Annotated in this window: 16 protein-coding genes; 7 read left to right on the top strand and 9 right to left on the bottom strand. The window is 60.0% G+C overall.

Annotated elements, in window-relative coordinates:
- Nucleotides 1–10: 10 nt before the first annotated feature.
- Complete coding sequence (locus ACIOWA_RS01490; RefSeq protein ID WP_339431037.1) at nt 11–787, bottom strand: class II glutamine amidotransferase; 777 nt, start codon at nt 785–787, stop codon at nt 11–13.
- Nucleotides 788–802: 15 nt separating this feature from the next.
- Nucleotides 803–1,309 (bottom strand): MFS transporter, encoded by a 507-nt coding sequence (locus ACIOWA_RS01485; protein ID WP_339431036.1) that lies wholly within the window; start codon nt 1,307–1,309, stop codon nt 803–805.
- A 236-nt stretch (nt 1,310–1,545) separates the two neighbouring features.
- Here ACIOWA_RS01485 and ACIOWA_RS01480 point away from each other — a divergent pair, with 236 nt between their 5' ends.
- Entirely contained in the window at nt 1,546–3,600 is a 2,055-nt protein-coding gene (locus tag ACIOWA_RS01480; protein WP_339431035.1) for a S9 family peptidase, read from the top strand.
- Nucleotides 3,601–3,736: 136 nt separating this feature from the next.
- Nucleotides 3,737–4,210 carry a cyclic nucleotide-binding domain-containing protein gene (locus ACIOWA_RS01475; protein ID WP_339431034.1) on the top strand — a complete coding sequence of 158 codons (474 nt, stop codon included), beginning with the start codon at nt 3,737–3,739 and terminating at the stop codon, nt 4,208–4,210.
- Here the strand turns inward: ACIOWA_RS01475 and ACIOWA_RS01470 are convergent.
- On the bottom strand, nt 4,207–4,491 hold the full coding sequence (locus ACIOWA_RS01470; RefSeq protein WP_339431033.1) for a hypothetical protein: 285 nt from the start codon (nt 4,489–4,491) through the stop codon (nt 4,207–4,209). The two genes, ACIOWA_RS01475 and ACIOWA_RS01470, sit on opposite strands and share 4 nt — an antisense overlap.
- A 78-nt stretch (nt 4,492–4,569) precedes the next feature.
- Here ACIOWA_RS01470 and ACIOWA_RS01465 point away from each other — a divergent pair, with 78 nt between their 5' ends.
- From ACIOWA_RS01465 to ACIOWA_RS01450, 4 genes are all read left to right on the top strand, one after another.
- Nucleotides 4,570–5,256 carry a spermidine synthase gene (locus ACIOWA_RS01465; protein WP_401157813.1) on the top strand — a complete coding sequence of 229 codons (687 nt, stop codon included), beginning with the start codon at nt 4,570–4,572 and terminating at the stop codon, nt 5,254–5,256.
- A gap of 49 nt (nt 5,257–5,305) precedes the next feature.
- Complete coding sequence (locus tag ACIOWA_RS01460; RefSeq protein WP_007911336.1) at nt 5,306–5,677, top strand: YajD family HNH nuclease; 372 nt, start codon at nt 5,306–5,308, stop codon at nt 5,675–5,677.
- Nucleotides 5,678–5,869: 192 nt separating this feature from the next.
- Nucleotides 5,870–6,340, top strand: coding sequence for an RNA methyltransferase (locus ACIOWA_RS01455; protein WP_221729385.1), 471 nt, complete (start codon nt 5,870–5,872; stop codon nt 6,338–6,340).
- 81 nt (nt 6,341–6,421) lie between these two features.
- Nucleotides 6,422–6,799 carry a DUF2892 domain-containing protein gene (locus ACIOWA_RS01450; protein WP_401157811.1) on the top strand — a complete coding sequence of 126 codons (378 nt, stop codon included), beginning with the start codon at nt 6,422–6,424 and terminating at the stop codon, nt 6,797–6,799.
- Nucleotides 6,800–6,912: 113 nt separating this feature from the next.
- Here the strand turns inward: ACIOWA_RS01450 and ACIOWA_RS01445 are convergent, their stop codons facing one another.
- Nucleotides 6,913–8,142, bottom strand: coding sequence for a hypothetical protein (locus ACIOWA_RS01445; protein ID WP_401157809.1), 1,230 nt, complete (start codon nt 8,140–8,142; stop codon nt 6,913–6,915).
- A gap of 35 nt (nt 8,143–8,177) precedes the next feature.
- Complete coding sequence (locus ACIOWA_RS01440) at nt 8,178–8,627, bottom strand: YcgN family cysteine cluster protein (RefSeq protein ID WP_339431028.1); 450 nt, start codon at nt 8,625–8,627, stop codon at nt 8,178–8,180.
- Nucleotides 8,628–8,790: 163 nt separating this feature from the next.
- On the opposite strand from ACIOWA_RS01440, the gene ACIOWA_RS01435 reads away from it, so the two are divergent.
- Nucleotides 8,791–9,384, top strand: a complete 594-nt coding sequence (locus ACIOWA_RS01435; protein ID WP_339431027.1) for a nitroreductase family protein — start codon at nt 8,791–8,793, stop codon at nt 9,382–9,384.
- A 124-nt stretch (nt 9,385–9,508) separates the two neighbouring features.
- Here the strand turns inward: ACIOWA_RS01435 and ACIOWA_RS01430 are convergent, their stop codons facing one another.
- From ACIOWA_RS01430 to ACIOWA_RS01415, 4 genes are all read right to left on the bottom strand, one after another.
- Nucleotides 9,509–10,441 (bottom strand): D-2-hydroxyacid dehydrogenase, encoded by a 933-nt coding sequence (locus ACIOWA_RS01430; RefSeq protein WP_401157807.1) that lies wholly within the window; start codon nt 10,439–10,441, stop codon nt 9,509–9,511.
- 105 nt (nt 10,442–10,546) lie between these two features.
- Nucleotides 10,547–10,840, bottom strand: coding sequence for a YcgL domain-containing protein (locus tag ACIOWA_RS01425; RefSeq protein ID WP_339431025.1), 294 nt, complete (start codon nt 10,838–10,840; stop codon nt 10,547–10,549).
- Complete coding sequence (rnd, locus tag ACIOWA_RS01420) at nt 10,837–11,970, bottom strand: ribonuclease D (protein WP_221729391.1); 1,134 nt, start codon at nt 11,968–11,970, stop codon at nt 10,837–10,839. Before rnd ends, ACIOWA_RS01425 begins: the two co-directional genes overlap by 4 nt.
- Before the next feature lie 163 nt (nt 11,971–12,133).
- Nucleotides 12,134–13,783: a phosphoethanolamine--lipid A transferase gene (locus tag ACIOWA_RS01415; RefSeq protein ID WP_339431024.1), complete on the bottom strand. Its 1,650-nt coding sequence runs from the start codon at nt 13,781–13,783 to the stop codon at nt 12,134–12,136.
- Nucleotides 13,784–13,854: the final 71 nt, after the last annotated feature.

Below are 13,854 nucleotides of genomic sequence, written 5' to 3'. Positions count from 1 at the left end.
GGTGCAATCCTTATTCGGTAGTGCCCTGGCTTACGCATTCGCCGCGTCGCCACAGGCTCCATTGGCCCGGTTCGTAGCGGGTCCAGTTTTCATTTTCGGTCAAAGGCTCGGTGGCAATCACCGTGACCACGTCGTTGGGCGTGGTTTCGGCCTGGAAATCGACGATCACATCGACATCCTTCAATCGCGCCGGGCCGAACGGTGCGCGCCGGGTGATCTGTGCCAGTTTGGTCGAGCAATAGCAGAACAGCCAGTCACCATCGCTGAGCAGGCAGTTGAACACGCCTTTGCTGCGGTAGTCGGCGCACGCGGCGACCAGGTCGGGCAACAGCACTTCTATATCGACCGGTTCCGGAAACGCTGCACGCACGCGGTTGAGCAAATCACAGAATGCCGCTTCGCTGTCGGTATCGCCGACCGGGCGGTAGAAACTGTTGATCGGGGTGAAATCGGCGAGTTGACCGTTGTGCGCAAAGCACCAGTTGCGTCCCCACAGTTCACGGACGAACGGATGGGTATTGGACAGGCAGACCTTGCCGACATTGGCCTGACGAATATGGCCGATGACCACTTCGCTCTTGATCGGATAACGCTGCACCAGATTGGCCACTTCCGACTCGCAACTGGCGGCCGGGTCCTGGAACAGACGCAAGCCACGGCCTTCATAGAACGCGATGCCCCAACCGTCACGGTGCGGGCCCGTGCGACCGCCGCGCTGCATCAGCCCGGTGAAGCTGAACACGATATCGGTCGGCACGTTGGCACTCATGCCCAGTAATTCACACATGTGCGGGCTCTCGGGTTACAGACGCGGCTCGACCCGCATGCGCTGCGGATTGCTCGGCACTGGCGCACGGCCGTAGCGATCATCACCGGCACCGCCGAACGGTTGATCATCGTCGCGGTCATCCGCGCGGGCCGCAGCGTTGGCGGCTTTGGTGGCTTCAGCCTGTTCGCGGCGAGCGCGTGAAGCACGCTCGACCGGAAAGCGGATCAGCACGAAAACCAGGTAAATGCCAAAGGCGATCATGCCGTACATGAACAGGTCGGAAATCGCCCGCCAGGCGTTGTTGCCGACCTTGAACGCCAGATCCAGCGTGGTGATGGCAATGGCCGGAGCGACCTTTTCCTTCACCGGGTCAATGATGGTCGGACTGAACAACAGCACCGCCATCAAGACACGCAGCGGCTCGCGCAGCCAGCGCCACATCCAGCGGGTCAGGCGCATCCATACCAACAGGCAGCCTACAGCGGCAAAGGCGTAGAGGCCCCAGGCGATCAGATAGTCGTTCTCGGTCATGGTGTCCATGGCAAGGCAGGCAAAGAGGCGCTTATAGTAACGACTTTTCGCGCTTCAGGCTTGTCCCAATGCCAGACGGCCAGCCGCAAACATTGTGGGAGCGAGCTTGCTCGCGAAAGCGGCGGGTCAGTCAAACAGGTGTGATCTGGCAGAACGCCTTCGCGAGCAAGCCCGCTCCCACAGGTTCTGCATTGGCTTCATGCGCTGCGCAAAACCTCATTCCGTACATTGTCCGAGAGCCATTCATGCCCGAATCCGCCAACGCCATCAGTGCCCCGATTGCCCACAAGGCCGCCGGCGCCGACCCGTATGCCTGGCTGCAGGAGCGCGACACCGACGCGGTGCTCGACTACCTCAAGGCCGAAAACGCCTGGCAAGAGACGCAAACCGCCGATCAGGCGCCACTGCGCGAAACCCTGTTCGAAGAGATCAAGGGCCGGATCCTCGAAACCGACCTGTCCCTGCCCTCGCCATGGGGGCCGTATCTGTATTACACACGCACCACCGCCGGTGACGAATACGCCCGGCACTACCGCTGCCCGCGTCCTGCCGACGACAGCCTGACCCTCGACGAAAGCCGCGAGCAACTGCTGCTCGACCCGAACGTGCTTGCCAATGGCGGGTTCTTTTCGCTTGGCGCGTTCAGCATCAGCCCCGATCACCAGCGTCTGGCCTACAGCGTCGACGCCTCGGGCGAGGAGGTTTACACGCTGTTCGTCAAGGAGTTGGCCAACGACAAGGTCAGCGAACTGGCCTTCGAGGATTGCGACGGCAGCATGACCTGGGCCAACGACAGCCTGACCTTGTTCTTCGGCGTGCTGGACGACACTCACCGCCCACACAAATTGTTCCGTTACCGCCTCGACGGCACCGCTGCCGAAGAGGTGTTCAACGAAGCAGACGGACGTTTCTTCCTGCATTGCTATCGCTCCAGCTCCGAACAGCAATTGCTGCTGTCGCTGGGCAGCAAGACCACCAGCGAAGTCTGGGCGCTGGACGCCAATCAGCCGCATCTGCCCTTCACTTGCCTGGCGCCACGGGTCGAGGATCACGAATACGATGTCGATCACGGCCTGCTCGATGGCGAGTGGACATGGTTTATCCGCACCAACCGCGACGGCATCAACTACGCCTTGTATCAGGCGCCGGACACCGGCGTCGCACCAACGGAGGCCGACTGGCAGAACCTGATCCCTCACAGCGACAGCGTGATGCTCGACGACGTGAGCCTCAACACCCAAGCCATGACCCTGAGCCTGCGCGAAGGCGGCTTGCCGATCATCGAAGTTCACCCACAGGGGCTGGCGCCTTATCGCGTGCAATTGCCGGACGCGGCCTACAGCCTCTATGTGCAAAACAGCCTGGAGTTTGAAAGTGACCGGATTCGCCTGCGTTACGAGGCGTTGAACCGTCCGGCCCAAGTGCGCCAACTGATCCTCGCGACCGGCGAGCAAACCGTGCTGAAAGAAACCCCGGTGCTAGGCCATTTCGACGCCGACGCCTACGTCAGTCAGCGTTTGTGGGCGAACGCGCCGGACGGTACGCAAGTGCCGATCAGTCTGGTGATGAAACGCGAAATGGTAGGCAAACCGGTGCCGCTGTACCTGTACGGTTACGGCGCATACGGTTCAAGCCTCGACCCGTGGTTTTCCCACGCACGCCTGAGCCTGCTCGATCGCGGCATGGCCTTCGCCATCGCCCATGTGCGCGGCGGCGGTGAGCTGGGCGAAGCCTGGTATCGCGCCGGCAAGCAAGCACACAAACACAACACTTTCAGTGATTTCATTGCTTGCGCCGAGTTCCTGATTCTCAACGGCATCACCACGGCGCAAAAACTGGCGATCAGCGGTGGCAGCGCCGGTGGCCTGTTGATTGGCGCCGTGCTCAACCAGCGTCCGGATCTGTTCGGCGTGGCAATTGCCGAGGTACCGTTCGTCGACGTGCTCAATACCATGCTCGACCCGGATCTGCCGCTGACCGTCACCGAATACGACGAGTGGGGCAACCCCGAAGAGCCAGACGTCTATGAACGCATCAAGGCTTACGCACCGTACGAAAACGTCGCCGCGCAGGACTACCCGGCGACGCTGGTGATCGCCGGCTACAACGACAGCCGCGTGCAGTACTGGGAAGCGGCCAAGTGGGTGGCGAAGCTGCGCGCGACCAAAACCGACAACAACCCGCTGCTGCTCAAGACAGAGTTGGGCGCCGGGCACGGTGGCATGAGCGGGCGTTACCAGGGATTACGTGACGTAGCACTCGAATATGCATTTGTCTTCAAGGTTTTGGGGCTGGCCTGAGGAACTCCGTCGGTCACTTGGGTCTTAACTACAGACCCCGGCTGTCGATAACACACAAAACCCTGTGGGGGCTGGCCCGCCCCCACAGGGTTCGTGTAACGCCGAGCCCATGTGAAAACAAAAAGATCGCCAAGACATGTCAGAACCGACTTTACTGAACAACGAAATCCGCGACTGGCTGATGGACTGCGGTCTGTTCGATCAGTTGCAACTGGCAGACTTCGCCGCCGCCTCCGGCTACTTCAGCATCAGCACGGTGGCCGAGGGCGAAGCCATCTTCCGCGAGGGCGATGCTGGCAGCTTCATGTGCATCCTCCACACCGGCCAGGTGGCCGTGCAGAAAACCGGCCCCGACGGCCAGACCATCACCATGGCCACCCTGCGCAGCGGCCGGGCATTCGGCGAAATGGCTGTGCTCGACGGCGAGCGGCGCTCGGCGACCTGCATCGCGGCGAGCAACTGTCAGTTGCTCAACCTGGGCAAAGACTCGCTGGAGAAAATGCTCAACGATGCGCCGAAAATCGCCGCCAAGATCATCCGCGCTCTCGCTGTCTCCCTCTCCAAACGCCTGCGCATGGCCGACGGTCAACTGGCGGCGCAACAGGTCTAACCGCCGGGAGATTTGGCTTTGGTGCCGGTCGGTTCAATGCCCGGCACCGCTTGATCCTTGCTCGGCGGACTTGGCATTTCGATCGGCACCAACGGCGGGCTGCCACTGCCGGCGCCAGACTTGGGGATGTTGATCGGCGTGATCTGCGGATAGGGTGTTGGCGTTGCGGTGCCGGGCGAACCCGGTTGTGGCATTGGGCTGACCGCAATGGTCTGCTGCGCCTGCACGGCACTAATCGAGAGCGCGGCCAGGGCAATGACCGTTAGAATGGTGCGCTTCATCAAGGGCTCCGTTGGCCTTAGTCTGTGCTCAGGCTACTCCCAACGGGCCTGCTTGCCTTCCCCCTTGTAGAGATTTCCATGAAACGTTTCATTCTGCTCGACACCACGCCGATCCCTGAAAACGGCGGTGCCCTGTGCCTGTTCGAATATGGCGAGGATTTCGTCATCAAGATTCAGGGCGGCGATGGCGGGCAATTGATGAACACGCGCATGCACGGTTCAGAAGATGCGCTGGCCGAGATCCCTTGCCGCAAGGTCGCCGGCCGACCGGATTCGCGGGTGCTGATCGGCGGGCTGGGCATGGGTTTCACCCTCGCCTCGGCGCTCAAGCACTTGGGCAAGAGCGCTGAAGTGGTGGTCGCTGAACTGGTACCGGGCGTGGTCGAATGGAATCGTGGGCCGCTCGGTGAAAAATCCGGCCGTCCCCTGCTCGACCCGCGCACAGTGATCCGTCAGGACGATGTCGCCAAGGTGCTGCAAAGCGAACCCAATGGCTTCGACGCGATCATGCTCGACGTCGACAACGGCCCCGAAGGCCTGACGCAGAAGGCCAACAGTTGGCTGTACTCCGCCGCCGGGCTCAATGCGTGCGCCAAGGCCCTGCGCCCCAAAGGCGTGCTGGCCGTGTGGTCGGCTAGCGCCGATCGGCAGTTTTCCGACAAATTGAAGAAGGCCGGTTTCAAGGCTGAGGAAGTGCAGGTCTTCGCCCACGGCAACAAGGGCACCCGCCATACGATCTGGATTGCCGAGAAGCTCAAGGGCTGAGCTAAACTGCGAACATAACCGTCATCCGTCTTTCTACAAAGGTGAACCCATGAGTTCGTCCACTCCAACCAACACGTCGAAGCTGGATCGCATCCTCGCCGACAACCAGCGCGACAAGGAAATGGGCTACCGCGACAAGGCCCTGAAAATGTACCCGCACGTCTGCGGTCGCTGCACCCGTGAGTTTTCCGGCAAGCGTCTGAGCGAACTGACCGTGCATCATCGCGACCACAACCACGACAACAACCCGCAGGACGGTTCGAACTGGGAGTTGCTGTGCCTGTACTGCCACGACAACGAACACTCGCGTTACACCGACCAGCAATATTTCAGCGAAGGCTCGCTGAGCACGCCGAAGATTGCCAAAGCGACGCATAACCCGTTTGCCGCCCTGGCCGGGTTGATGAAAAAAGAAGACTAAAGATCTTCATTGGCCTGAATGGCCTCTTCGCAAGCAAGCCCGCTCCCACATTGGTTTTGTGTACGACGTCGATCCAATGCGGGAGCGCGTTTGCTCGCGAAGGCGCCCGCCCAGGTACCGCCAATCCATGACCTGACCACAACCACCCAATCCCCGTATAATCGCCCTCTTTTTCCCGAAGGCTCCCCGCTCGTGGCAGACAAACGTTACAGCTGCATTGGTTTGTACAACCCCAAATCACCGGAGAACGTCGGTTCGGTGATGCGCGCCGCGGGCTGTTATGGCGTGTCGACCGTGTTCTACACCGGCAAGCGCTATGATCGCGCCGCCGACTTCGTCACCGACACCAAACGCGTGCACTACGACATCCCGTTGATCGGCATCGATGATCTGAAAAAAATCCTGCCGCTCAACTGCGTGCCCGTCGCCGTGGAACTGGTCGAAGGCGCTCGCCCGCTGCCGGAATACACCCATCCGGATCGCGCGCTCTACATCTTCGGCCCGGAAGACGGCTCGCTGGATAAAGAGATCCGCGACTGGTGCGAAGACGTCGTGTACATCCCGACCACCGGTTGCATGAACCTCGCTGCCACGGTCAACGTCGTGCTCTACGACCGCATGGCCAAGGGCCTGAACACCCGCTCCGGGCCGAAATTCCGCTAAAACGTCGCCTATCCGATGGAACAAGCTGTCCGCCCGCGCAGTCAGCTTGTTTATCCACTACCCAATGCCTGGAGAAAGATCATGACCGAGCTCAAACGCGTCGAACGTATCGAATCCACCCCGTTTCAGAGCCGTTCGGAACAGAACGTCGAAGGCTGGGAGCGTATCGGCTCGCTGGCCGGCGGCGTGATCATGGTCGGCAAAGGCCTGCGCCGTGGCGGCGTTTTCGGTTGGATTCAAGTAGCGATCGGCGGTGTGGCCATGGCTCGGGGGATTACCGGGCACAGTTCGGTGAAAAGCCTGTACGAGAAAAGCCGTCAGGACATCAATAACGTGCGGGCCAGGATCGAGCGTGCCGGGGATGAGTTGAGCAAGCTGAAGGCCAATGCCGAGGCCGCGACCAGCACGGCGACGGTGACTGGCAATGAGTCGGTGAAATCGCCGAAAGCCGGGGTTTGAATCCTTAATTTGTTGTGAGGCTGATGACCTCCTCGCGAGCAAGCCCGCGCCCACATTTGATCTGCGTCGAACACAAAACCAATGTGCGAGCGGGCTTGCTCGCGAAGGCGGTATTACTGAAGCAACGCGGTATCAAGAACTTTGGAAGACTCGCCCAGAACACGCTCGGCCAGTTGCACAAACTCCTGGGTACTCACCGTCCCCAGATGCATCGCGCCCCGCAACACATCATCCAGCGAACGCTTGTTGCGCGTCTTCAAGCGAATCTCGCCATCGAGCTCCTGCAACATCACCACCGCCCTTGAAACCTGCGCCGGGCTGATCTGTTCGCCGCGCAGCGTCGTGACCTTTGCGCCATCCCTGGCCAATTTCGCCTGCAAACTCCGATAGCGCTCATCGCTCATGCCGCCAGCACGGCGCACCAGTTCGATCGCGTAAAACTCGGCAAAACCCTCGCTGATCCAGTCGCTGCGCTGCTCGTCATTGATCCGAGCGAACACCTGAGCCAACTCACGCACCAGCGCGCTGCTGCCACTCTCGCTGACCAACGGCAAACGCGTGTTGAGATAGATCGACTCGTGCGCGCCCAGGCTGCCGCGCCACATCGGGTCGCTGGCGCCGACGATCAACAGCTTGGCCGGATGACGCGGATACAGCGCCTGCACCTGCGGCCAGACAAACGTCAGCAACGTCAGCACGTCCATGCGGCGCATCCCCTGCCCTTGCGGCGAGGCCACGGTGACTTCGGTTTCACCTAACCGGGTGCGACGGCTGCCGAGGTGGCCGGCCAGCATCCAACCGGTCGGGCGGTCGAACAAGCGTGAGGGATTGTCGATGCGGAATTTGTTTTTGCCGATGCGTGGCCACGCGGTTTCGATGCTTTTCCAGCCGTCGGGCAACTCAAATTGAAGGCGCGAAACCAGTTCGGTGCCGTCCTGTTGATCCAGCTTGGCCGTCGGCACCAAATCGTCACCGCGCATCAACGCCCACGTTGACGTCATGCGCGTGTCGAAGCTGCCGTTCCTGTGACCGTGGCTGATGCGCACGCGATAGGTCAGGCTGGCCTTTTCGCTCGCCGGACGCCAGACACCGCGCGCCTGCTTGCCCGGCGTCAGTTGCCATTGGCCATCGGCCTTGAAGTCGCTGTAATGGCTGCCATCGCCGAGGTCAAAATCGAGGCTGCGCACAACGGCGCCCTTGGCCAGGGTCAAACGCACTTCAGCCTGATCGCTTTTGGGCAACAAGCGCACGTGATAATCCAGGTCGACTTTCTTCGCCGCCCACACCGGCGCACTCAGCGCCAGCAGCCCGGCGATCAACGCCCGCCGCAATCCCACAGCCATACACACTCCTTGTTGAAACTTGAATCCGTGGGCGCTTAGCCGGCCCGGAAAATCAGGTGATCTTCCCAGTCGTCTTCCGGCACGCTGCCTTCGGCGAGCATGCGCCCGGATTGGGAAATCCGCTCGTGGTGCACCGCCTCGCGATCACCGCACACCAGGTGATGCCATAACGGCAGATCCTTGCCCTCGCTGACCAGCCGATAACCGCAGGTCGGCGGCAACCATTTGAACGCTTCGGCCTGCCCCGGCGTGAGCTGGATGCAGTCCGGGACAAACTTGATGCGATTCGGATAATCGCTGCACTGGCAGGTTTTCAGATCCAGCAGTTTGCAGGCGATGCGCGTGTAATAGACGCTGTTGTCTTCCTCATCCTCAAGCTTTTGCAGGCAGCACAGGCCACAGCCGTCGCACAGCGATTCCCATTCCTCGTGATCCAGTTGATCGAGGGTTTTGCGTTTCCAGAACGGTTCGACTTTGGCGGCCATGGCTCAAGCATCAACATCAGGTGGTGAAAAGGCCGCCAGTCTAGTGCCAGCGGGCTTGCGGGCCAAGCGCTGGCGACTGTCGGTAAAACGCGCTTGTCAGCCCAAGCGCCGCCCAGTAGGGTTTTGCCTCGCTTCTTTTAAAAACGTGTCCAGGAATTTCTTGATGAGTGCCAACCCTCGCGTTGCCGATTACGCCATTCACCCGCAATTCACCGATCGCTGGTCGCCCCGCGCCTTTACCGGCGAAGCGATCCCGGAAGAAACCCTGCTGAGCTTTTTCGAAGCCGCACGCTGGGCGCCGTCGGCCTACAACTCGCAGCCATGGCGTTTTCTCTATGCGCGTCGCGATACGCCGAACTGGGAGCGGTATCTGGGCCTGCTCAACGAATTCAACCGCAGTTGGGCGCAACATGCCTCGGCGCTGGTGATCGTCATGTCCAAAACCACCTTCGCCGTACCGGGCGCCACTGAAGAAACCCCGGCGCTGTGGAGCACCTTCGATACGGGCTCGGCGTGGGGCCATCTGGCGCTGCAAGCGAGCATCAGCGGTTGGCACACCCATGGCATGGCCGGTTTTGATCAGGAACTGACCCGCCAGGAGCTGAACATTCCAGAAGGTTACGCACTGCACGCCGCCGTGGCGGTGGGCAAGCTGGGGGACAAGGCGACCCTGGCCGATTACCTGCAAGCACGCGAGGAGCCTAGCCCCCGTCGTCCGCTGAGCGAACTGGCGGCTGAAGGCGACTTCACCCTCTAAGCCACACCACAAAAAAACAGTGGGAGCAGGCCAGCTCGCGAAGAGGGCGTGTCAGTCAACGTTTCTGATGACTGACACACCGCTTTCGCGAGCAAGCCCGCTCCCACTATTGGATCGGGAAAACTCAATAACCGCGGCTGAAATCCACTTCCCCACGCAACGCCTCACCGGCCTGATACGCCCGCAGGTTGTCGACAAACAACTGCACCATCAACGCAGGTGACGTCGGCGCCGAGCTGTGGCCGGTCAGCAACAAGCCCCACGCCGTCCAGAATGGATGACGTTGCGGCAACGGCTCCTGCCGGCAGACGTCGATCACCGCGCCCGCCAGATGCCCTTCCTTCAGGGCCTCCACCAGATCCGCATCGACCACCGCGACACCGCGCCCGGCATTGATGAACAACCCGGTCGATTTGAATTGCTTGAACAGCGCCGCGTCGTAGACATCGTGGGTGTGTTCGGTGTTGGGCAACAGGTTGACCACGTAATCCACTTCGCCCACCAGACGTGGCAAATCGGCCATCGAGCCGACTTCGACAAACGGTGCCTGCTCCCGTGCACTGCTGGCGATACCGTACAACTCGACGCCAAACGGCCGCAGAAACTGCGCCACGCTCAGGCCGATGTCGCCGGTGCCGACGATCAGCACCTTGCGTCCGACCAGACTCTGGCCCGTGCGGTTGTCCCACTTGCGCTCGACCTGGCTGACCAGACGCGCCAACACTTCGCGTTCGTGGCCGAGCATGTAAGTCAGCACGTATTCGGCCATCACCTGACCAAAAATCCCCACCGCGCGGGTCAAGCGGTAATCGCGGCGCAAGCCATCAGCCAGCAGTGGCGTGATACCGGCCCAGGTCGATTGCAGCCATTGGGGTTGATGGCCCTGACGCAACAGGGTCGCCAGCAGATCCGGCTGCCCCAGCCAAACCGGACAATCGGTGGCCTGACGAGCCAGTTCAGCGGAGTCGCCGCTGGTCAGTACTTGGAGCTCCGGCGCTGCCTGACGCAGCAGCCGGGCGTATATCGCGTGGTCGTGTTCAGCAATCAGAACGCGCATCTTCAAACCTTTCGCAAACCGTGCAGACAACCGCCGTATTTCGGGCGGTCATCGCGGTAAAAACAGTTCCAGGGTTACCAGAGGCCCAGAACAGGGCCCCGCCAATCAGATCGGGTCGTTGCGTCGCAGCAACTCTTCAGGCAAATGTTCGATGTACTCATCCTCAGCCGGCGGCATTTGCAGGTGATAGCCCTGCTTTTCGAGGTTTTCCAGGACCACAACGATATCTTCGCTGGCCAGTTTTCGCTCGGGCGACAGCACCAGATCGAAAGCATGTCTGGCTTTGCCGAAGGCCAGCATCAGCGCTTCGGGCACTTGTTCAAGTGCATCGCTTTTGAGCACATAAAGGTACATGCCGCTGCGCTTGGAGCTTTGGTAAATGGAACAAATACGTTTCAAGGCTGTTCTCCGGCGGTGGCCAGGCTGTCGAGCAGCTTCTGACCCATGAGTTCGCGGCGCCAGCCACGCAGCGACTCAGGTAATTGGTAAGGGCCCTCGGGGAAACCGCTCTTGAGCAGTGCTTCGAGGGTTTTCTTGCGCAGCATCAGTTCTGGCGCGATGTTCAGCCGTTCGGCTTCGGCCTGACCGAGCGCGCGCAATTGCTTGATCAACGTAGCCGCTTCGATCGGCAACGGTTCCGGCACCGCAGGCGGCCATTGATCGGGGCCCACACTGCCAGAGCGCTTGATCAGATCAAGTAGAAATTCGCCGTCCTGACGCACGGTACGCGGGTGCATGTCTTCGATCTTGCCCAGCGCACTCAAAGAGTCCGGTTGCGTACGGGCCAGCGGCCACAGCGAATGCTCACGCACAACGCGGTTGCGCGGCAGGTCTCGGGCGCGGGCCTCGCGCTCGCGCCAGGCACACAGTTCACGCAGCACGGCCAGTTGCGCGCGGGACAGTTTCCACGCCAGTTTGGCCTCGCGATACACCTCGTATGGGTCGGTTTCCCGACGCAGGTTGGCAACCAGCTCGGCGCCGTCCTCCAGAACCCAGTTGAATTTGTCGTCAGACAGTTTCGGACGCAGCTGTACGAATACCTCCGCCAGATGCACGGCATCTTCGGCGGCATAGCTGATTTGTGTCTCGGACAACGGTCGCTGCAACCAATCGGAGCGGGTTTCGCCTTTGGGCAGTTCGATGCCGAGCACGGCCTGCACGAGCCGCGAGTAGCCCATCGAGAAACCGAGGTTCAAGTAAGCCGCGGCCAGTTGGGTATCGAACAGCGGCGCCGGCATGCTGCCGGTCAGGCGCAACAGGACTTCGAGGTCTTCGCTGCACGCGTGCAGAACCTTGAGTACCGCCGGATTTTCCAGTAACGCGGCCAGCGGTTGCCAGGCGTTGATGGTCAACGGGTCAATCAGGTAGGCGCGCTTGCCGTCACCCACCTGCAACAGGCCGGCAATCGGGTAGAAGGTGTCGACCCGCATGAATTCGGTGTCGAGGGCCACGAAAGGCAGTTGCTGCCACTCGGCGCAAAATTGCGCGAGGCTTTCGTTGTCGCGAATCCAGTGAATATCGATGGCCACACGGCTCTCCCTTGAAGAATGGCGCGCAGTATATATCGCCACTGGCGATTTACGCGCCTGCGAAGGACAAGAGCTGTAACGAAATGTCCTGCCAAACAGCAAGAATAGTCTGATAGGGCAAACAGGCAGGCCCGTCGTATCAGGACAACGGGCCCGAAACGGCTCAGTCCTTGGCCAACACGCCATCAATCCCTGCGCCACGGCAACCGGCAAACATGTCCAGGCCCGGCTGATAAACCTTGCTGCGTACTTCAAGCAAGCCGAGCATCGAGTGAAACAGGTTGTCCTGACTCAACGGTTTGTCTCGGTTCATTTGCAGGCAGTGAGTATCGACCGAATAAGCCTTCTGATAACTGTCAGAGAACCACGCCAGCATCGCCACATGTTTCTGTTGCTCCGGCGCCAGCATGTAAGGCGTACCGTGCAGGAACAAATTGTATTCGCCCAATGACTCGCCGTGATCCGACAGGTACAACATGGCGGTATCAACCTTGTCCTGATTGGCGCGCAGTACATCGATCAGGCTCGACAACACATGGTCGGTGTAAACCAGCGTGTTGTCGTAACCATTGACGATACTTTCTCGGCTGCAATTGTTCAGCGCGTTACTTTCACAGACGGGTGTGAAGTGTTCGTATTCCTTCGGATAGCGCTTGAAGTATTCCGGGCCATGACTGCCCATCTGATGCAGGACCAACACAGTGTCCTTGTCCAGATGGTCGATAAAGCCTTGCAGACCTTGCAGCAGGATTTCATCACGGCATTCGCTGTTGGCGCACAGCGCCGGGTCTTTGAGGTTACTGACATCCTGCAGCGTGACCCGATCGCAAGTGCCTTTGCAGCCAGACTGGTTATCGCGCCAGATCACATCGATACCGGCACGCTTGAGCACGTCGAGCAGGCCCTCTTCGTTCTTGGCCTTGCTGGCGTCGTAATCCTTGCGGTCCATGTTGGAAAACATGCACGGCACCGAGACCGCCGTTTCAGTGCCGCAGGAATGTACGTCGGTGAACGCGATCAGCCCCGCTTCCTTGTCCAGTTTTGGCGTGGTGTCACGGTTATAACCCAGGATGCCGAAGTTCTGCGCCCGGGCACTTTCCCCCACGACCAGCACGGTCAGGGATTTGCGTGGCTGTACTTTCAAGTCCGGATTGCGTTGGGCGTCCTCGCCGATCTTGACGAACGGCTGATGCGCCGAGGCTACTTGCTCACGCAGGTAACCGGCCGTCGCGCCAATGTAGTTGCTCGGCACCAGCATCAAGTGCAATTCATGATGATTGCGAAACAGCGAGGACAACCCCTGATAGTTGGCCAGTGCAACCCCACCGATCACGGCAGCCGATACAAAACTGACAACAACTTTGCTGAACAACTCGCGATGCCAGCGACGATAGTTGACCGGCACTTTCCACAACAACCAGGAAGGCAACACACCAAGAAACAACAAGTAAGCAAACAACTTCAACGACAGCAGATCACGAACTTCCGTGGCATTGGTTTCGGCGAAGTTACGAAGCATGCCCGCATCAATCATGACGCCATACTGACTCATGAAATAAGCCACACCGGCACTGATCAAGAACATCAGTGTCAGAATCGGCTTGAGCAGCGGACGAAAGGCGAGAAAGGTCAGCACGATGTTGAACGCGGCAAGGATCATCACGCCAAAAGCCACGCGCATGGCAACGCCGTTGCCATCTGCGGCAGTGATCTCGACCAGGTGCTGCCAGAGCACAAAATTGAAACCGATCAACAGAAAGGCACTGGCAATCAACGTCACCCACTCCGGGCGCACGGAATTCAACTTCAACATAGTGGTGGGTTATTCCTGAAAAGAAGAGCCCCGGTTAGTTGTGAAAAATTCATTAACCAAGGCCTGCAAAA

Source organism: Pseudomonas sp. NPDC087614 (assembly GCF_044743485.1).
GTDB classification, from domain to species: domain Bacteria; phylum Pseudomonadota; class Gammaproteobacteria; order Pseudomonadales; family Pseudomonadaceae; genus Aquipseudomonas; species Aquipseudomonas baetica_A.
This window is presented reverse-complemented; position numbering and strand designations above follow the sequence as displayed.